Annotated in this window: 19 protein-coding genes and 1 other annotated feature; all 19 genes read right to left on the bottom strand. The window is 38.6% G+C overall.

Annotated features, from left to right (window positions below; all coding sequences use genetic code 11):
• Positions 1-36: 36 nt before the first annotated feature.
• Positions 37-257 (bottom strand) — a binding site (T-box leader).
• Between the two features lie 69 nt (positions 258-326).
• The 19 genes from SB717_RS09135 to SB717_RS09045 all read right to left on the bottom strand — a co-directional run bounded on the left by SB717_RS09135 (position 327) and on the right by SB717_RS09045 (position 19,966).
• Positions 327-821, bottom strand: coding sequence for a DivIVA domain-containing protein (locus SB717_RS09135; RefSeq protein ID WP_013058945.1), 495 nt, complete (start codon positions 819-821; stop codon positions 327-329).
• A gap of 84 nt (positions 822-905) precedes the next feature.
• On the bottom strand, positions 906-1,679 hold the full coding sequence (locus tag SB717_RS09130; protein WP_410903597.1) for a YlmH family RNA-binding protein: 774 nt from the start codon (positions 1,677-1,679) through the stop codon (positions 906-908).
• Positions 1,680-1,729: 50 nt separating this feature from the next.
• On the bottom strand, positions 1,730-1,999 hold the full coding sequence (locus tag SB717_RS09125; protein WP_014458382.1) for a YggT family protein: 270 nt from the start codon (positions 1,997-1,999) through the stop codon (positions 1,730-1,732).
• 3 nt (positions 2,000-2,002) lie between these two features.
• A complete protein-coding gene (locus tag SB717_RS09120; RefSeq protein WP_029714598.1) occupies positions 2,003-2,467 on the bottom strand; it encodes a cell division protein SepF in 465 nt (154 codons plus the stop codon).
• Between the two features lie 16 nt (positions 2,468-2,483).
• Positions 2,484-3,167 carry a YggS family pyridoxal phosphate-dependent enzyme gene (locus SB717_RS09115; RefSeq protein ID WP_029714597.1) on the bottom strand — a complete coding sequence of 228 codons (684 nt, stop codon included), beginning with the start codon at positions 3,165-3,167 and terminating at the stop codon, positions 2,484-2,486.
• A 7-nt stretch (positions 3,168-3,174) separates the two neighbouring features.
• On the bottom strand, positions 3,175-3,996 hold the full coding sequence (gene pgeF / locus SB717_RS09110) for a peptidoglycan editing factor PgeF (RefSeq protein ID WP_029714596.1): 822 nt from the start codon (positions 3,994-3,996) through the stop codon (positions 3,175-3,177).
• Positions 3,997-4,070: 74 nt separating this feature from the next.
• Entirely contained in the window at positions 4,071-4,325 is a 255-nt protein-coding gene (locus SB717_RS09105) for a YlmC/YmxH family sporulation protein (protein WP_013058951.1), read from the bottom strand.
• A gap of 345 nt (positions 4,326-4,670) precedes the next feature.
• Positions 4,671-5,450 carry an RNA polymerase sporulation sigma factor SigG gene (sigG, locus tag SB717_RS09100; protein WP_013058952.1) on the bottom strand — a complete coding sequence of 260 codons (780 nt, stop codon included), beginning with the start codon at positions 5,448-5,450 and terminating at the stop codon, positions 4,671-4,673.
• 148 nt (positions 5,451-5,598) lie between these two features.
• Complete coding sequence (gene sigE, locus SB717_RS09095; RefSeq protein ID WP_013058953.1) at positions 5,599-6,318, bottom strand: RNA polymerase sporulation sigma factor SigE; 720 nt, start codon at positions 6,316-6,318, stop codon at positions 5,599-5,601.
• Between the two features lie 30 nt (positions 6,319-6,348).
• Positions 6,349-7,272 carry a sigma-E processing peptidase SpoIIGA gene (gene spoIIGA, locus SB717_RS09090; RefSeq protein WP_013084851.1) on the bottom strand — a complete coding sequence of 308 codons (924 nt, stop codon included), beginning with the start codon at positions 7,270-7,272 and terminating at the stop codon, positions 6,349-6,351.
• A 276-nt stretch (positions 7,273-7,548) separates the two neighbouring features.
• The gene (gene ftsZ, locus SB717_RS09085) at positions 7,549-8,706 is read right to left on the bottom strand and encodes a cell division protein FtsZ (protein WP_013058955.1); all 1,158 of its coding nucleotides are present in this window, start codon (positions 8,704-8,706) and stop codon (positions 7,549-7,551) included.
• A 41-nt stretch (positions 8,707-8,747) separates the two neighbouring features.
• The gene (ftsA, locus tag SB717_RS09080; protein ID WP_013058956.1) at positions 8,748-10,043 is read right to left on the bottom strand and encodes a cell division protein FtsA; all 1,296 of its coding nucleotides are present in this window, start codon (positions 10,041-10,043) and stop codon (positions 8,748-8,750) included.
• A 425-nt stretch (positions 10,044-10,468) separates the two neighbouring features.
• On the bottom strand, positions 10,469-11,227 hold the full coding sequence (locus SB717_RS09075) for a cell division protein FtsQ/DivIB (RefSeq protein WP_029714594.1): 759 nt from the start codon (positions 11,225-11,227) through the stop codon (positions 10,469-10,471).
• A 153-nt stretch (positions 11,228-11,380) separates the two neighbouring features.
• Complete coding sequence (murB, locus tag SB717_RS09070; RefSeq protein WP_410903596.1) at positions 11,381-12,286, bottom strand: UDP-N-acetylmuramate dehydrogenase; 906 nt, start codon at positions 12,284-12,286, stop codon at positions 11,381-11,383.
• A gap of 540 nt (positions 12,287-12,826) precedes the next feature.
• A complete protein-coding gene (gene spoVE / locus SB717_RS09065; protein WP_013058959.1) occupies positions 12,827-13,927 on the bottom strand; it encodes a stage V sporulation protein E in 1,101 nt (366 codons plus the stop codon).
• Between the two features lie 61 nt (positions 13,928-13,988).
• Positions 13,989-15,338, bottom strand: coding sequence for a UDP-N-acetylmuramoyl-L-alanine--D-glutamate ligase (murD, locus tag SB717_RS09060; protein ID WP_098622907.1), 1,350 nt, complete (start codon positions 15,336-15,338; stop codon positions 13,989-13,991).
• Entirely contained in the window at positions 15,339-16,313 is a 975-nt protein-coding gene (gene mraY / locus SB717_RS09055) for a phospho-N-acetylmuramoyl-pentapeptide-transferase (RefSeq protein WP_013058961.1), read from the bottom strand. It lies immediately after the preceding gene.
• 61 nt (positions 16,314-16,374) lie between these two features.
• A complete protein-coding gene (locus tag SB717_RS09050) occupies positions 16,375-17,838 on the bottom strand; it encodes a UDP-N-acetylmuramoyl-L-alanyl-D-glutamate--2,6-diaminopimelate ligase (RefSeq protein WP_074677357.1) in 1,464 nt (487 codons plus the stop codon).
• Positions 17,839-18,049: 211 nt separating this feature from the next.
• Complete coding sequence (locus tag SB717_RS09045) at positions 18,050-19,966, bottom strand: stage V sporulation protein D (RefSeq protein WP_013084856.1); 1,917 nt, start codon at positions 19,964-19,966, stop codon at positions 18,050-18,052.
• Between the last annotated feature and the right edge of the window lie 37 nt (positions 19,967-20,003).

Genomic DNA, 20,003 nt, shown 5'->3' with positions numbered 1-20,003 from the left:
CTTTTTGCACCATAACAAAAAGACCTCCTCATCCCAAAAAGGGACGAGAAGGCCTCCCGCGGTACCACCCTAGTAGATTTGCTGCACGCAAATCCTCTTTGCATTCGTAACGTGAATAAATCGCCACTGCTTACTATCATCGGTTCAGCAATGGTACTCTAGGGTGATTTTCACTTTTTTGTTTGTTATCGAGCTCGCACCATCCTCGATTCGCTTTGACAAACTAAAAAAGCTACTGTCCCTGTCTCCGTACTGTTTGATATGAAATTTCATCTGTTACCAAATTATATGACAACAAAACGTGAGAAGTCAAGATGATGTCTTGACTAGTCAATTTTTTCTTCTAGCGCTGGCATCTCATAATCCATCAACTGATCCCAATCGTCGCTGTTTAACATTTCAAGCTGGGCTTCGATTAACATTTTGAAACGAGTTCTAAATACTTTAGACTGCTTTTTCGTCTCCTCAATGTCCATCGCAATTTTACGAGACTTAGACAGTGCTTCATTAATAATACGGTCCGCATTTTTTTCTGCTTCTTTTATAATGAGCTTCGCTTCTTTTTCGGCGTTTCGCTTCACATCTTCCGCTGCTTCTTGAGCAATTAAAATTGATTTATTTAACGTTTCTTCGATGTTAGTAAAATGTCCAAGACGATCTGTTAATTCAGATACTCTTCCTTCTAACTCCTTTTTATCACGCATTACCAGCTCATAGTCTTTAATTACTTGGTCAAGAAACTCATTTACTTCATCTTCATCATATCCGCGAAATCCGCGATTAAACTCTTTGTTATGAATATCCAAAGGGGTTAAAGGCATCTAGGCCACCTCCGTGTTGTCTCATTACATTATTAGTAATGGTTTATTCGACATATTTTTAAAATTTCCTGCTAGTAGATTTCTTTATTTCTGCTTTCCTACAACAATTCGCCATTTTTCTTTTTTAGTTTTGCCTTCAAGTGAAACAATACGACTTCTGCCGTGACCACGAAGCGACAAAACATCACCTTCATGACATTCAAAAGAAGGCTGTTCAATGACTTTAAAATTTACTTTTACCGCTCCATTTGCAATAAACGGCTGGACTTTTTGTCTTGATAAATTGTGAATGGTCGACAGCAAAACATCAAGCCTCATTGAAGAAACTGTATAAACGTGTTCAATCAGCTCTTCTTTTACCACATGAAGCTGCTCTCTTTGAATAGAAGAAAGTGAAACTTTGGCTTTTCCAATTGATGTTAAATTCATCTCAATATAAGAAGAAATTTCCTCCGCGGCTACAAGCTGAATATCGTCTCCCGCGACCAAAATATCGCCAAATTTTGAACGGCGCAGTCCTAAAGACATCGCCGAACCAAGAACTTGAGGATGTTCAATCGTCACAAACTTTTTAGGATAATTCAGTTCGTACATATGCAACTGAAAATCTTCGCTTTCAGGCACATAGTAATCCGGATATAGCAGCGCACGCTTGCGTTCAGCAAACGGTTGTCCACCATCAAAGGAAACTTGAACCTCTCCTTCAGTCCCGACAATAGCCGTCACAACCTGCTGCTCTCTTGGATCTAAAAAATCCGTTAATTTTGGGCTGTATTGATGTAGGACATCTTCTTTCCATTGAAGAACCTGGTCAATAAATCCATGTTCTTCTTGCCTAAAATGTTCATAAATAGACATATTATTACTCCTACTATTGGTATGTAAAAAAGGAATCCAGCGATTCCTTTTTAAATAAATCCAACCATACTGTGAAGTGAACGTACACCTGCTTGCGCAAATCGTAGTAAAAAGATTGCAACAAGAGGTGAGATATCAATCATGCCAATAGGCGGAATGATTTTACGAAAAGGCTCTAAGTAAGGTTCACAAATACTGCCAAGCAACTGACCAAACTTAGATGCCCTTACATCGGGTACCCAAGACATCAAAATGTAAATAATCAGTGCCCATGAGTAAAGACCAATCAATTGCCCAAGAATCCCAAAAACGATGTCCAAAAACTACCACCTCTTTACGTTTGTTGTATCGTGTTCTCCCATCATATCTGAAATGCTTCCGCTTACGTCTACATTATCAGGTGTACATAAAAAGATGTCGGTTCCAATTTTTTGAATGTCCCCGCCTAAAGCATAAACTGTACCACTTAAAAAGTCGACAATTCTTACTGCTTGATCTCGTTGAATGCGCTGCAAATTAACAACTACGACTTTACGATTCTTTAAATGATCCGTAATTTCTTGTGCTTCGGCATAGACGCGAGGTTCGCAAAGCATCATTTTTGATGATTTTTGAACGCTTTGCAAGCTAATCACGTTTTGCTGCTGATTTGGCTGCTGACTAACTTTCGCTGGTCTCGACTGCTGTACAGGCTCTTCTACCGACTCTTCTTGTTCGTAGTGTTCTTCTACATATTCAGTATCGTCATCAAGAGCAAAAAAACTTCTAAAGCGATTTTTCATACTCATCTTGAACTACACCTCCTTAACGTTCATTCCCAACTAATGTGGTTCCTAGTCGAATGAATGTTGCTCCTTCTTCAATTGCAATTGCATAATCGTTTGACATTCCCATTGATAGCTCCGTACAAGGTGCATACGGGAGGTTTAGTTCTTGTATACGATTCTGCAATTTTTTTAGACCTTGAAAACAGCTGCGAAGCAAGGACTCGTCATCTGTGTGAGGAGCCATGGTCATTAATCCAACTACTTGAATATTGGTAAATTCTTCAAGAGATTGAATAAATGGAATTACCTCTTCTACAGCAAGGCCATGCTTTGATTGTTCTTCGGCAACATTAACTTGTACAAAACATTTTATACGATGTCCTGCACGTTTATCAATTTCTTTTGCTAAAGATAATCGGTCTAGTGAATGAATATAGTCAACTTTATCAATCACATTTTTTACTTTTCTTGTTTGTAAGCTTCCGATAAAATGCCAGGTCGCTTTCTCACCGATTGATTCATACTTTTCTAGAAGACCTTCATCTCTGTTTTCTCCAAGATGTAAAATGCCTGCATCCACTGCTTCTGCTGCTCGTTTTGTGGAAACGTATTTTGTTACAGCAATCAGCTCTACATCTTCTCGATTTCGATTAACTTTTTTACACGCTTCAGCAATTGTTTGTTGAACTGCTTCTAGATTTTCACTTACGCTAGCTGTCACTATGTAATTACTCCTCCTTAAAGCCTATGAAGTTAAACATGCGTCCTGTTTTCCCTTGGTCGCGGCGATGTGAGAAGAACAGGTCATCTTCACAGCTTGTACAATACGACGATGTTAAAATTTGTTCCGGCAATACGCCTGCGTTTTGAATCAGCAGCTTATTGACTTTTTTTAAATTAAGCGCGTATTGTCCAGGGCTTACTTCTTGATATCCATTTTGGCCAACTACTTCGTTTACTTGTGTAATGACGCGGTTATCGACAACATAACAGCAATCTTCAATTGAAGGGCCAATCGCCACGTAAATATCTTCAACCGGAACATTTTCTTGCTCTACCCAACGTCGAATCATATTTCCTGCAATATCTTTTACTGTTCCCTTCCACCCAGCATGAGCAAGACCCACTAAATGGTGATCAGGCGCATAGAAGTACAGCGGAACACAATCTGCATAACATAAAGCTAACAAAACATCAGATTCATTTGTATAAATACCATCCGCTGCTTTTATGCCCTCTTCATACTTGTAGAGTCCTTTTGCACAGTCGGCTTTTGTTACTTTTTGAACAGTTGCTTCATGTACTTGTTCAGCACATACAAAGCTTTCAAAAGACATGTCTAGTTCGGCTGCTAAAATTTTTCTATTTGTAATAACATCTTCTACGTTATCGTTTACGTGAAGCCCTAGGTTAAAAGAAGCAAATGGAGGTTTACTCACGCCACCATTTTTTGTGGTGAAACCAGCAACAAGCATATCATTCTTTTCTACCCAAGGGCTCAGCCACATAAACGACTCGTGATGGCTTTTTTTTAATGGCTCAGGATTCATGTATGTGACACATCCCTTGTTTCATTTGTTCTCACATATTGTACCACAGATTGCTAGGTGCTGTTGACAAAAAACTAATTCTCTTCAGGCTGAAATGCGTCTTTATAACGTACTAAAATGACATCAGAACCAATTTTCACAATATTTTTCCACGGAATCACAATTTCATCATCTTTTCCAAAGAAGCCTAATACACGAGAGCCTCCGATAATGACAGCCTGTATTTTTCCCGTTGTTAAGTCAATATCAATATCCCCTACATTTCCAAGTTTTTTGCCATCAGCTACATTCACTACATCTTTCAGCTGAAATTCTGAAATCTTTAACATGCGCTCTCCTCCTATAGCCAACTTTATTCCTTAGCCTATATATATTTTCAAATTTTCATTTCATGAAGGAAAAGCTTATTTTTTCTCTGCCACTCTCTTTCTATAGGGATTTTGTTTACTAATTACAAAGCTTTTCATCAAGAAACATTCTTAACAAGCAGCTAGAACTCCTTACAGAAATAAGAAATTTGATATGAATATCTTTTGGCCATGTATTCATTGATACATACAAAATAAGCACCGTGTCTGTTTTTATAGACACGATGCTTATTAAGTTGAACATCAAATAAAGTGGATGGTATTGATTATATGAACGTGAGCAGCTGCCAGTCTAGAGAGCTTTTGTTAACTTTGAATATTTTTATTCATCTGTTTAATAGCAGCTTTTTCTAAACGAGAAACCTGCGCTTGAGAAATACCAATTTCTTCAGCAACTTCCATCTGTGTTTTACCTTGAAAGAAGCGCTTTCGTAAAATGAGTTTTTCTCGCTCGTTCAATCTTCTCATACCTTCTTGCAAAGCAATTTCTTCAATCCAAGTTGAATCACGGTTGCGTTCATCGCTTAGCTGATCCATAACATAGATTGGGTCTCCACCATCATTGTAAATAGGTTCAAATAGAGAAACCGGATCTTGGATAGCATCTAAAGCAAACACAATTTCTTCATGCGGCACTTCTAGGACCTTTGAAATTTCCTCAGCTGTAGGTTCCTTGGATGTTTCACTCATAAGCCTTTCACGAACTTGAAGAGCTTTATAAGCAATATCACGAAGGGAACGAGAAACACGGATTGGATTATTGTCACGTAAATAGCGGCGAATTTCCCCTATAATCATTGGGACAGCATATGTAGAAAACTTCACGTTTTGACTTAAATCAAAATTGTCAATGGATTTCATTAATCCAATACACCCAACCTGAAATAAGTCATCAACAAATTCTCCACGATTGTTAAAACGTTGAATCACGCTGAGTACGAGACGTAAATTTCCGCTTACTAGCTTTTCTCTTGCTGTTCCATCTCCAGCCTGCATTTGTTTAAACAACTTTCGCATTTCTTCATTTTTTAATACGGGAAGTTTCGAAGTATCTACTCCACAAATTTCTACTTTATTTCTTGTCAACTCTTTCCCTCCTAACAGGAGATGATGTTCTGAATTCAGTATCTCCTCCGAAGAAAAAAATATGCACTTTTACAATTCTGACAATTCCACGCTAAAAAAGCTGATTGCATAAGATGCTTCTCAGCCCTTATACAATCAGCTATTTTACTTAAACCATTTTATTAAATTCTTTTCGCAGCCGTTTAATAATTCGTTTTTCAAGCCTTGAAATATAAGACTGAGAAATGCCTAGCATATCAGCTACATCTTTTTGCGTTTTTTCTTCTCCGCCGGCTAGCCCAAAGCGCAGCTCCATAATTTGCTTTTCACGATCATTTAATTGGTGCAGTGCTTTTAACAAAAGTTTTCGATCTACATTCGCTTCTAGGTCTTTTGTGATGATATCTTCTTCGGTTCCCATCACGTCAGACAATAACAGTTCGTTTCCATCCCAATCAATATTTAACGGCTCATCAAATGAAACTTCAGATCGAATTTTATTGTTACGGCGCAAATACATTAAGATTTCATTTTCAATACAGCGAGAGGCGTACGTCGCTAGCTTAATTTTCTTTTCAGGATTAAATGTGTTTACTGCTTTAATTAAACCGATGGTGCCGATGCTAATTAAATCTTCAATATTGATTCCCGTATTTTCAAACTTGCGGGCAATATAAACAACAAGTCGCAAATTACGCTCAATCAATAGTGAACGTGCTGCTTCATCTCCTGATGGAAGTTTTTTCAAGAGCACTTCTTCTTCATCTTTTGTTAAAGGCGGTGGAAGAGCTTCACTTCCTCCTATATAGTACACTTCATCTGTTTTCAGCTTAAGTTTAATTAATAATTTGTACCACCATAATTGAAATCGAATTCGATATGTAGCCATTCTGTATCCTCCTTTATTTGTTCACACCTTTTACGATGCGGAACTTACTTCGCCAATAACAATAAGCTTCGGATGAACAATACATTCATATTGCTTCTCTACTGAAAGCGTTGTATGACTAATACCTACTAATACTTTAGTGACTTCAATCGTGTTGGACTGATGCACCAGCCTTACCATGTCTGGCTTTAGAGCAAGCAGCAGCTGATTGGCTTGGCCCACGCTTCGATAAGGGACAAAGCGGACTTTTGAATACCACTCTTGATCAATATCTTCGCTGTGTGAAAAGGATTGGACATTTTTGCTTAATTCCATTAAGCCTTCAGGCAATATTTCTTTTAAAGAATCTGCTGTAACAATCATAACCGGGGTTTTCGTCAGCGGATCTACAAGCTGGTTTCCACTATCAATAAGTCCTTTCATCGACAGCGTCTGTTCGTTTAAAATAACTTCCACATCTACCAGCTGATCAAATGTAATGTTTTTCATTCGCAAATCATCAACTCGTGCTTTTGAAAAATAAGATAATAGCGGAAAACCGATAAGAACAAATATCCAGCTAATAGGATCACCAAACTGTGGAGATTTTGTATCAACCATTTGATTAAGAACAAGAAACTGATCTTGAAATAAAAAGTGAACGCCCATTAACCCTCCACCAACAACAAAGGTTGCAAAATAAAACGTTAATAAATTCTCAAAGAAAAAGCGCAGCCGCTTATAACCAAACGTCATCAATACCATAAAAAAAGAGAATAAAATTTTAATAGCAGGATGAACCATAAGATGAGAAAAAGGCGTAAACATAAGAAGGACAATCAATGAACCGATAAATCCGCCAAGCAAAAGCCGCCACCACTTGTAATTCCGTTTAAGTACAACAGCACATAACATTAGTAAGATCGTATCTAACCCAAAATTCAGCATCCATATTAAATCTAAATAGATTGGCAATGTTTATAACCTCTCCATTCTTTCTGAATTTTTCTGTTAAAAATTAGTATATAGTACATCCTATTAGAAAGTCTGTCAGTTCATGCCGAGAAACAAGCAGTATTTTTGAGGAAATCATTCGATATTTGTCACACCACTTTTAGAAAGAAAACACAAACCCTTTGAAGGCATCATATTGACCATGTCGAATGTTTTTTATATTCTTTTTGAGTTTTCTAGATTCATTGCATAAAAAAAGACCTCTGTATAAAACAGAGGTCTTGGTTTTTTATTTTCTTAGCGTCTGCGATTACGGTTCCGTAAGAATGTTGGAATATCTAGCGCATCTTCAGACTGTGGCTGAGATGGACGCGTATATTCTTGCTGTACAGGTTCTTCACGCTTTACTTCACGCTTCGGCTGCGGAGCCGGTTGCTGTGTCGATTGCTGCATGCGATTCGCCGATAGCGAAGGACGACCTGGTTTTGGCTGTGATAAATCTTGGTCGCTAAAGCCAGTTGCAATAACTGTAACAACAATCTCGTCTTTTAGGTTTTCATTAATAACAGATCCAAAGATCATGTTCACTTCTTGGTCAGAAGCCGAAGCAACGATATCTGCAGCTTCTTGTACTTCGTAAAGACTTAGGTTTGTACCGCCTGTGATGTTCATTAATACACCTTGAGCTCCATCGATAGATGTTTCAAGAAGTGGACTTGAAATAGCTTTTTTAGCCGCTTCAGCAGCACGGTTTTCACCAGTAGCAATACCGATACCCATAAGGGCAGATCCTTTGTTAGACATAATTGTTTTCACGTCAGCGAAGTCTAAGTTAATTAATCCAGGAACTGCGATTAAATCTGAAATACCTTGCACACCTTGTCGTAATACGTTATCCGCTTCACGGAACGCTTCTAGCATTGGCGTGTTTTTATCAACGATTTCTAATAAGCGATCATTTGGGATAACAATCAGCGTATCCACTGCTTCTTTCATTGACGCAATGCCGCCTGCTGCTTGAGTAGAACGCTTACGACCTTCAAACGTAAACGGACGAGTAACAACACCTACCGTTAGTGCTCCGAGCTCACGAGCAATTTGGGCAATGACTGGAGCTGCACCAGTTCCAGTTCCTCCACCCATACCAGCTGTTACGAAAACCATGTCTGCACCTTTTAGTGCTTCTTGGATTTGTTCCTTACTTTCTTCAGCTGCTTTTTTACCAACTTCTGGATTAGCACCTGCACCTAATCCTCTTGTTAATTTAGCGCCGATTTGCATTTTTGTTTCAGCTTTTGATAAATTTAATGCCTGTGCATCTGTATTAACTGCAATAAATTCTACACCTTGGACGCCATGTTCAATCATTCGGTTAACCGCGTTGTTACCGCCGCCTCCGACACCGATTACTTTAATCGTCGCTAATTGGTCTACACTTGTATCAAACTCCAACATGATAGTTCCTCCTAATTCTTCGAAATTACCAATCCGTAACGTTAATCAAAGAAGTATCCAAAAAACTTCTTCATTAAATTTTGGTCATTTTTCTTTTTCGGCTGCTCAGCTGATTGTTGCGGCTGCTGTGGTTTCGGGCTAGGTTTGATCATTTCTTGCTCAATCGGCTCTTCTTCCACAACTGGCGCTCCAATTTCCCGGCCTTGTATTTTAGCATTTTTGTATGCAAATTTTATTAATCCTACGCCTGTTGTATAATGCGGCTCACGTACTCCAATATAATCAGGCACTGCTATGCGCACGTTATTCTTTAAAATTACTTGAGCTAGCTCAAGAATACCAGGCATCGCTACTACTCCGCCTGTTAAAACAAACCCTCCTGGAATATCTTTGTATCCTAGGCGATTTACCTCCTGCGTAATCATATCTAAAATCTCTTCTAATCTAGCTTCAATAATATCAGAGATTTCGAGCTGATTAAACTGCTGATGCTGATCGCTTCCAATGATCGGTACACTAAATACTTCTTCTTCAGAAGCATGATCGTAGAAAGCATGTCCATGCTTTATCTTAATATTTTCCGCATCTTCAGTCGATGTGCGAAGGCCAATCGATAAATCCTTGGTAATGTGCTCTCCGCCAACAGCTAGTACATTTGTTACTTTCAAATGTCCTTGGTCAAAGATCGCAACCGTTGTCGAACCTCCACCGATATCTACCAGTGCGACACCTAAGTTTTTTTCATCACGAGATAATGCAATTGAACCAGCGGCTAGAGGCTGTAAACAAATATCACTGATTTCTAAACCAGCTCTTTCTACACAGCGTAATAAGTTATGTAAAACCGTTCTAGATCCCGTTATGATTGTGCCTTCCATTTCTAAACGTACCCCAATCATACCTCTAGGATCATTAATACCTTCTAAGCCATCTACAATAAATTGCTTTGGAATAACATCAATGATTTCACGATCTGGCGGGATAGACATGACTTGAGCAGCATCAATTACTCGATGAATATCTTCGTTTGTAATTTCACGATTCTCGCTTGACACGGCTACTACTCCGTGACAATCCTGTAAAAATACATGATTTCCGCTTATGCCCACTACAACCTTTTTAATTGTAATACCTACCATTCGTTCAGCTTGTTCTACTGCTTTTCTAATAGATTGAACTGTTGCATCTATATCAACGATAGAACCTTTTTTTAGTCCGTGTGATTTAACATTCCCTACACCAATGATATTCAATGAATCGTTACTCATCTCTCCGATGATTACTTTCACACTGGATGTACCGATGTCTAAACTAACGTATATTTCATTGCTGTTCATTCTTTGGCACCTCCTTTTTCTTTCTGCACATGTCATCTTAATAAATTAAGAAGAACAACAATATTAATTTTTTATTATATGAAAATATTCCACAAATACATCTGTTTCCCTTTTGTAAAATCAATTTTTTTCAAGTTTTTCACAGACTTTATCTCTTTCAAAGAACAAAACGTTCTGGTTTTGACTTTTTTTTAGATTTAAGCCTAAAATTCACTGAAAAAAGCTATTTAACTACAAGTCTACACTAAGATGTACACTGAGAAAAGCGAAACTTACCTAGAACAAATATTACATTTCCATTTCACAGCAACGGAGAAGAAAATCATATGTATGCAGAATACTTGCATGTGATTATACAATGTACGAGGGCTAGTTTGCCAGTCTCAACTCATCTATTTCCTTTAATTAACACTTATAAAAAATAATTACTGCTTGCTCTTTTTATAAGGTTTAAATGCATATCCTTCTTCTAAATCAATAATACCTTTTTGATCCTCACTCAATTTACTTGCAATAGCTGGGTAATGAACAATTTTATCAGAGAAGGTGCTAATTTTCCCGCTTACTTCACGCGTATCGTTCATAAACACCTCGATGTGAAGAGGTTCTGATTTTGTCGGCGCGTAGTAAATCTCAGAAATAGCCCCTTTTATGCTCTTAGGCGTTTTAGCTAATTCTTGAACCATGCTTTGTATAGCGTCTCCGTCTTTCCAGTCAATTAGCAGCGGAGCGTCGGATGACACTTTCTTAGCACTTACTTCATTTAAAACTTTCCCATTTTCATTCACAGGGAAATATTTATTCCCCGAGGTTACATATGCAATTCTTGCGTACTCTTTTACGTCGATTACGACCTTATTAGGAAATGTTTTGTGAATGACAGCTTCCTTTACCTCAGGGTTTTTTTCGACTTTTTCTTGAATTTGATCAGCATCAGCTTTCCAGTAGCTGGTTTTTTTGGACAGACCACTCGCTTTGACAATATCCTTATCACTTACATGTTTATTCCCTTGTACTTCAATGTTAGAAACATTACTCAGAGAAGATTGAGAATATACAATAAATAAAATAAGGATGAAAAAGAGTGATAAATACAAAATAAGCCGTCTATTTGCTTTTTGCTTTCGCTGTTCTTGCAACTTCGGTACCCGATCTTCTAAAACAATTAACTTACCTTTTTCCATTTTTTTCACCCTTATCCATTTGAGAAAATAAACGAAGAATTACCATCTATTTATTTCCAATCTTTGCTTCATGAGAATATCCCCATTATAGCATAGAATAAACACATAAAAGCTACCTTTTCACGCATAACCATACAGCGACGGGCTGAGTAATTAGCGGCCGATAATTTCAACTTCTGTATGAATATCAATATCGAATCTCTCTTTAATTGTTTTCTTAACATGAGCAATTAAATTCAGCACGTCTGAAGCCGTTGCATCTCCTGTATTGACAATGAAGTTCGCATGCTGCTCACTAATTTGCGCACCGCCTACTGAAAAACCTTTTAAGTTGGACTTTTCAATTAAGTCTCCCGCATAATTTGGAAGCGGATTTCTAAAAATACTTCCCGCACAAGGGAAATTCCAAGGCTGTGTTTCGCGGCGATAGTCTTTATTTTTCTGCATGACCGCCACAATATCATCTTTCGTTCCCTTTTTCAAACGCAGCACGGCTTCTACACATACTCCAGGACGGTCTTTTTGTAGAATTGAATGACGATACGAAAATTGAAGCTCTTCATTTGTCAGCCACTCAAGAGTGCCATCTTCAAATAAAATCAGCGCTTTTTCGACTACATGAGACATATCAGAACCATGGGCACCTGCATTCATATAAACAGCGCCTCCCACAGATCCAGGAATTCCACTTGAAAACTCCAGTCCAGACAGACCTTGTTTTGTAATAACTGTTGCAAGCTTGATGCTAGGGTATCCCCCACCTACAGTAACCGTCTCTCCATCTACTGTTAAATCATCTAATCCGGCTCCAAGCTTAATGACCACGCCTTCAATTCCCTTATCAGAGACAAGAAGATTAGATCCTCGACCAATCGCTCTCCATTTCACGCTATGTTTTTTAATAATATCCATTGTAACTTTTAAGTGATCAACAGAATCAGGTTCTACAAGCACATCTGCTGGACCACCAATTTTCATTGTTGTATGTTTTGCTAGCGGTTCATTTTCACGAACCTTTCCAATATTCGCTTCGACTAACTCTTTTACTAACGCTTCCATAAGAACCTCCTAAAACCCTCTTTGCTGTTATAAAACTTTCATGTCAATGCGCCCTTACTTCTAATGCATAAGAATAATAAGAACAGATTCATAACTAAGCAGCAGCACCTTGTAAGATACATTTTTTCTACGAAGGCACTCTATTCTGTTGTCAATTTCATCATTTTTATTTATCGTATGACATTCACCCATAGAATGTACGTTCATCTGCTATATAAAGTAATTTTGATTGTTTTTTTATCGTTTTTCATTTAGAAGTTAAACACATGCTGACAGTCATAAAAAAACGCTACGCTCATAAGTGCACATACGTTCACCTACTCACTAAGATAAAACATTTAACCTTACACATCATACCATAGTTGGGCTCAAAATTGGTTATCACAACATTACATTTTAAAAACATTTCATACAAAAATATCATCTACCTGTAAAAAATCGAAAATAAACCGCCAACAAAATCCGGCGTGCACTTGGATTTAAGATGACGGTTTACTTCAGTAGACCATTGCCTACTTGACATTATACAATTTTTTTCAATTAATAGCGAGAATATCTACTAACATTTAACAAAACTCCAACTGCTGCCAGCATGAGCGTCAGCGACGATCCGCCGTAACTTAAAAATGGAAGCGTAATTCCCGTAACAGGCATAAGACCCGTTACCACGCCTATATTAATCATAACTTGAATCGCAACCATTGAAATAATTCCTAAGGCTAAAAACGTTCCGTAAAGATCAGGTGCTCCGAGCGCTACTTTAATTCCTCTCCAAAGCAATAAGCTAAACAGAAGCAGAACAAGTGTTCCGCCGATGAAACCGAGCTCTTCTGCCAGAATAGCAAAAATAAAATCAGTTTGAGGCTCCGGCAGATAAAAGAACTTTTGTCTACTTTGCCCTAACCCTAATCCAAGCAATCCCCCCGGCCCAATTGCATAAAGAGATTGAATGATTTGAAATCCGCTTCCAAGCGGATCTTCCCAAGGATTTAAAAATGAGGTGATGCGTTTAATCCGATAAGGAGCCGATAAAACAAGCCCTACAAAACCGGCAACGCCAAGCAACCCAAGACCTGCAAAGTGACTTACTTTTGCTCCTGAAACAAAAATCATGACTAAACAAGTTCCAACAAGCACCGTTCCAGTTCCTAAATCCGGCTGCATCATAATAATGCCAAACGGTAAGAAAACCAGTAATAACGCCGGTAACATTCCTTTTCTAAAGGATGTAATTTTCTTCTGGTTTTCTGATAAATATTTCGCTAAAAATATAATCATAGCAAACTTCATAAATTCTGAAGGCTGAATCGAAAACGCTCCAACTCCTATCCAACTTTGCGACCCATTCCGTACTAGCCCTACTCCCGGAATTAATACAAGTACCAGCATAACAAAGCAAATGATTACAATTGGCTTTGCCCACGTACGCCACATCCAATAATCAATATTCATGATAACAAACATCGCGCATACTCCAAGCCCTGCAAATAAGAGCTGGCGTTTAGCAAAGAAAAAAGAATCATTAAACTTGTATGTAGCCCATACCGCACTTGCGCTGTATACCATGATAAGGCCGATGGTTAGCAAGGAAAGCGTAACGATTATGAGAAAAAAATCTGGGGTAGACCTTTTTGTCGACACTGTCACACACCTCTAAAAATAGATTAGGGCTAGTGTATTTTCTAGGTGTTTAGACAAGCCCTTATTTCAGTTTATGCACAGATTCAATAAAGATGTCACCACGTTCTTCAAAAGTTTTAAATTGATCCCAGCTTGCACAAGCAGGAGATAATAAAATAACATCTTCTTCATCTGAACAAGCATATGCTTCTGAAACTGCTTGTTTAACATTATCGACACGTTTTACAATTTGTATTCCCTCTTCTTTGGCTACGCGTTCAATTTTAGGAGCCGTTTCACCAAACGTAATAACAGCTTTCACATTTTTAAACTCTTCTTTTAAATCATCAAACTCATTGCCGCGATCGAGTCCGCCTGCAAGTAGAATCGTCGGCTGCGAAAAAGCGGAAAGAGCCACTTTTGTAGCAAGCATATTCGTAGCTTTAGAGTCATTATAAAACTTACGTTTATTAATTGTCGTGACGTATTGAACGCGGTGTTTAACACCAGCAAACGTTGTGAGCACACGGTAGATAGCTTCATTCGAACAGCCGTACAGCTTCACAACGGATACAGCTGCTAAAATGTTTTCTTGATTATGTTTGCCTGGCAGCACTACATCTTTTAACGACATCACTTCTTCATCTTTAAAGAAAATCGTTTCGTTTTTAATATACGCTCCTTCTGTCGTCTGAGCTGTAACCGAAAAAGGTACTTTTGTAGCTTTAATATCTGCACTAGCTTTCATCACTAGCTCATCATCCGCATTAATAACGGCAAAGTCTTCACTTGTTTGATTGTTAAAGAGATTTGCTTTCGCTTTGATATATTCCTCTTTTGTGCCATGATAGTCTAAGTGAGCATCAAACAAATTCAATAATAAAGAGATTTTCGGACGGAATTTTTCAATTCCCATCAGCTGAAAAGAAGAAAGCTCCGTTACAATGACATTGTCCTTTGTTGCTTTTTGCGCCACTTCACAAGCTACTGTTCCAATATTTCCAGCAATCAACGGCTGTTTTTGGTCTTCTTCTAACATTTTATAAATTAGCGTTGTTGTTGTTGTCTTCCCATTGCTTCCCGTAATTCCGATAAAAGGAGCTTCGCTAATTTCATAAGCTAATTCTACCTCTGTTAAAATCGGAATATTTCGCTTTAATGCTTCTTGCAATAGAACATTTGAATACGGAATCCCAGGGTTTTTTACAATAACATCCGCTTTGTCTAACAGCTCAAGCGGATGATGTCCACAGACAACTTCAATGCCCGTTTTTTCTAATTCCTGTGCTGCTGCGTTCTCTTCGTAAGGTTTTTGATCATTAACGACTACTTTAGCACCAAGCTGTTTAACTAGCTGAGCGGCTGCTAAACCGCTCTTGGCTAATCCTAAAATAAGTACTTGTTTACCTTGATACGTATTGACTGATTTCATTTAAATCCACACCTCGATATAAATTCCAAGCATTGCAAATAATAGTCCTACAGCCCAAAAAGTCATAACTACGCGCCATTCCGACCAGCCGCTTAGCTCATAATGGTGATGAAGCGGGCTCATTTTAAACACACGTTTTCCTGTTGTTTTGAAAGATGCGACTTGAATAATAACCGATAGTGTTTCAATGACAAACACACCACCGATAATAACAAGCAAGAATTCCATTTTCATTAAAACTGCTACCGTAGCGATAGCTCCTCCTAGCGCTAAAGAACCCGTATCTCCCATAAATACTTTTGCAGGATGGGCATTAAAAACTAAAAATCCTAACACAGCTCCCACTACAGCAACTGAGAAAATAGATAGTTCAAACTGCTCTGCATTCCATGCGAGAACTGCAAATGCACCAAAAGCAATCGCACTTGTACCAGATACAAGTCCGTCTAATCCATCCGTTAAGTTGACCGCGTTTGAAAAACCAACAAGCCAGATGATGAGGAAAACAACATAAAACCAACCTAAATCGATTGGGTCTTTAATTCCTGGAATCGTCACTTCAGTTGAAAACTCAAACTGTCTTGCAATAAAGTAAAAAATAATTGAAATGACAACCTGACCTAAAAACTTTTGTTTAGATGTTAATCCAAGGTTACGCTTTAACACTACTTTTATAAAATCATCTAAAAATCCTAATAAACCAAATCCAATTGTGACAAATAATAATAGAAACGTCTTATATGTAAGTTCTGCATATTGATTGACCATAATAAGAGTTGCCACAATAATAGATAATAAAATCATGATACCGCCCATTGTAGGTGTACCTGATTTTTTCTGGTGAGATTTCGGGCCTTCATCACGAATACTTTGACCAAACTTTAATCTTCTTAAGAAGGGAATAAAAATCGGCGACAATACAACCGTAATCAAAAAGGCTACGCCGATTGTCAATAAAATTGATTGTTCTAGCACGATGTCCCCTCCTTAACTTCCAACTCATTCCGACTCATTTTGTTCTCTACCCATTTCATTACTACTTTCGCTCCTCAATCATTTTGCGTGCTACTTCTCGATCGTCAAAATCAAATACTTTTTTACCAATAATTTGATAGGTCTCGTGCCCTTTTCCAGCAATGACAATAACATCATCTGCATGCGCTGCTTCCACTGCATAGCGAATCGCTTCTGCCCGATCAGCAATCGTCACATAGTTATCTGTACCCAAACCTTCTTCCATATCTTTTAAAATAGCCAATGGATCTTCACTTCGTGGATTATCAGATGTCAAAATAGCTTGTGTACTGTATTCAGCTGCAATCCGAGCCATGATTGGTCGTTTTGTACGATCTCGATCTCCGCCACAACCAACAATAACATATATATTGCGTTTTGCGAATTCTTTTACAGTTTTTAACACGTTCTCTAAGCTGTCCGGCGTGTGAGCATAATCAACGATAACCGTAAAATCTTGCTCCGCATCGACCACTTCAAAACGCCCAGACACACCTTCTAACACTTTTATTTCCTCGACAATAACTGACAGAGGAATACCTGACACTAAACATGAAGCTGTAGCCGCTAATACGTTGTAGACGCTGAATTTCCCAATAAGCTTCATTTCTACGCGAACCGTTTCTGTCGGTGTTGTCAAGTCGAACGTTGTGCCGCTGTTTGTAATTTGAATATTTGTTGCACGAATATCACTGTCACGGTCAATACCATACGTAATCACTGTAGCAGCCGTGTTTTTAATATATTCCTCGGTTGCCGCATCATCAGCATTAAGAACAGCAAATTTAGGACGGTTATGGTTATAAGCGTTTCCTAACTGTGCAAATAGCAACCCTTTCGCACGACGATAATCTTCCATTGTATGATGATAGTCCAGGTGATCTTGCGTTAAGTTACTAAATACCGCCACGTCAAAGTCGCACCCGTGTACGCGTCCTAAGTCAAGCGCGTGAGATGATACTTCCATCATCGCTACTTCTACATTCTCCTCCACCATTTGATTAAATGTTTTTTGAAGAGTCAGCGATTCAGGCGTTGTGTTTTTCACATCATAAGACGTATCACCAATACGAATTTCAATCGTTCCAATTAGACCCGTCTTTTTACGTTGTGATTTAAAGATATGCTCAATTAAATGTGTAATCGTTGTTTTTCCGTTTGTGCCCGTTACACCAATTAAATGCATTTTTTGTGTGGGCTGGTTGTAGAAAGCATCCGCTAGCACTGCCATTGCTCGCTTTGTACTCTTCACGCGTACAACGGGCACTTCTACATCCACAGGTTTTTCTGCTAAGATTGCTACTGCCCCTTTTTCCACAGCCATCTGTGCAAAGCTATGACCATCAACCGTATAGCCGTCTATACAAATGAACAATGCTCCGGGCTTAACTTCTCTTGAATCCATTTCAATTGACGTAATATCAATATTCTGTTCAGGAAGCTGAACAAAATCATGTAAATGTGTTAGTAGTTCTCGTAAATCCATTCCTACCATGTCCTCTCTATTTGTAAAGTGAAACGTTTGTTATAAGACGCTATGGCAACTATTCTTCTTTTTCTAGCACCTAACCTATTACATTTTACAGAAAAAGAAGCCCGGAGGGAACACCCCCAAGGCTTATTTGTTGATTTCATGTTCACACGCAGAGTAACCTGCTGATTATCATGCAAGGAAGAATAATGGTTTATAGAGATTTTTATTTTCCCATATAAATTCTAACCGTTTCGCCTTCTTTAACTTTCGTTCCGGCTGCAGGAGACTGCTTGACCACTTTATCTCCTTCGCCACTCACATCTAATTTTAAATTAAGTAGCTGTTCTTGTAACTCTTTTTTTGACATTCCTACGACATTTGGTACTTTTATCATTGGTGTGTCCAGCCACGTTAACTCTTTTTCAATTTGTCCTTTACGCGGTTTAACGTCCATCACACGCAAACTGTCTTCAATCATTTTACCTACAATCGGAGCTGCTACAACTCCACCAAACTGAATGGTGCCTTTTGGATTATCAACCGCAACATACACGACAATTTCAGGGTTATCTGCTGGTGCAACACCGATAAAAGAAACGATGTGATTGTTTTTTAAATACTTTCCATTTTGAGCTTTCTGCGCAGTACCCGTCTTTCCTCCAACGCGGTACCCTTCCACAAAAGCTCCTTTTCCGCTTCCTTGTGCTACTACACTTTCAAGAGCAAAACGCACTTGCTTAGACGTTTCCTCGGAAATAACTTTTCGCTTAGCAACCGGTTTATGACTGCTTACAACTTTTCCGGTAGTTGGATCCACCCACTCTTTTGCAATATAAGGTTCATAAAGCGTTCCACCGTTTACGGCTGCTGAAACAGCAGCTACTTGTTGAATAGGCGTAACAGCAACCCCTTGCCCAAAAGCTGTTGTAGCTTGTTCAACTGGACCTACGCGCTCAAGCGGGAACAAAATTCCTTTTGCTTCCCCTTGTAAATCAATACCTGTTTTTTGACCAAAGCCAAATTCTTTAATGTATTTGAACAATTTCTCTTTTCCTAAACGTTCCCCAAGCTCCACAAAGCCAGGGTTACATGAGTTCTGTACAACTTCTAAAAAAGACTGCTGTCCATGTCCGCCTTTTTTCCAGCAGCGAAGTCTCGCTCCTCCAACTTCCGCGGCTCCATCATCGTAAAATTGATCTTTTAGTAAATCCACTTTCTTTTCTTCAAGAGCAGCTGCCAATGTAATAATCTTAAACGTTGATCCAGGCTCATATACGCTCCAAATTGGAAGATTGCGATTATACACCTCGGGCTTCACATTTTTAAAATCCGTCGGATCAAAGCCCGGACGACTTGACATACCTAAAATTTCACCGTTTTTAGGATTCATGGCAATGGCAATCATACCATCTGGATTATAAGCTGTCTGAGCATTATCCAACTCACGCTCCATGATCGTTTGAACACGTGAATCAATGGTCAATCTCAAATCCAGCCCGTCCACAGGCGCTGTGTAGTCATCGGCTATATTGGGCATCTTTTTACCTTTAGCATCAGAATACAATTTAACTGAACCTTTTTGTCCTTTTAGCTCTTTATCATAATATAATTCAAGGCCCGTTAACCCTTGATTATCTACTCCCGCAAAGCCTAATACATGCGACAAATAACTCCCAAACGGATAGTACCGCTTCGAATCCTCAGCTATATATACGCCTTTTAAATTTAAATTTCGCACTTCATTTGCTTTCGCATGTGAAATTTTTCTTCCTTCAGGACGCAAATATACGCTAGAAGAAGCTTTTGTTATTTGTTCATATACTTTTTCTTTTGATGCTCCCAGCACTTTTGCTAACTTTTCAGCCGTAACAGCTGGATTTTCAACTTGTCTTGGCATAACTAAAACAGTCGGTGCACTTTTATTTGTAGCAAGTGCCACATCATTGCGATCTAGTATCTTTCCTCTTTCAGGTTCAAAAGGAATATTCCGACTCCATAAGTCTTTGGCTTTTTCAGTTAGCGTATCCCCAGTCAGCAACTGTACATATCCAAGCCTTGTATCAATAATCAAAAACACAATAAAACCGACAAACAAAACAATGGCTAGCCTTTTACGAACTGTGACTCCTGATACCCGCATATATTAGAACCTCCTCTGAATCGGCTCGTTCCAATAT

Origin of the sequence: Priestia sp. SIMBA_032 (assembly GCF_046535215.1) — a bacterium.
Taxonomy (GTDB): Bacteria; Bacillota; Bacilli; order Bacillales; family Bacillaceae_H; genus Priestia; species Priestia aryabhattai.
Note: the sequence above shows the minus strand (reverse complement) of the source record. Positions and strands in the feature narration are given on the sequence as shown.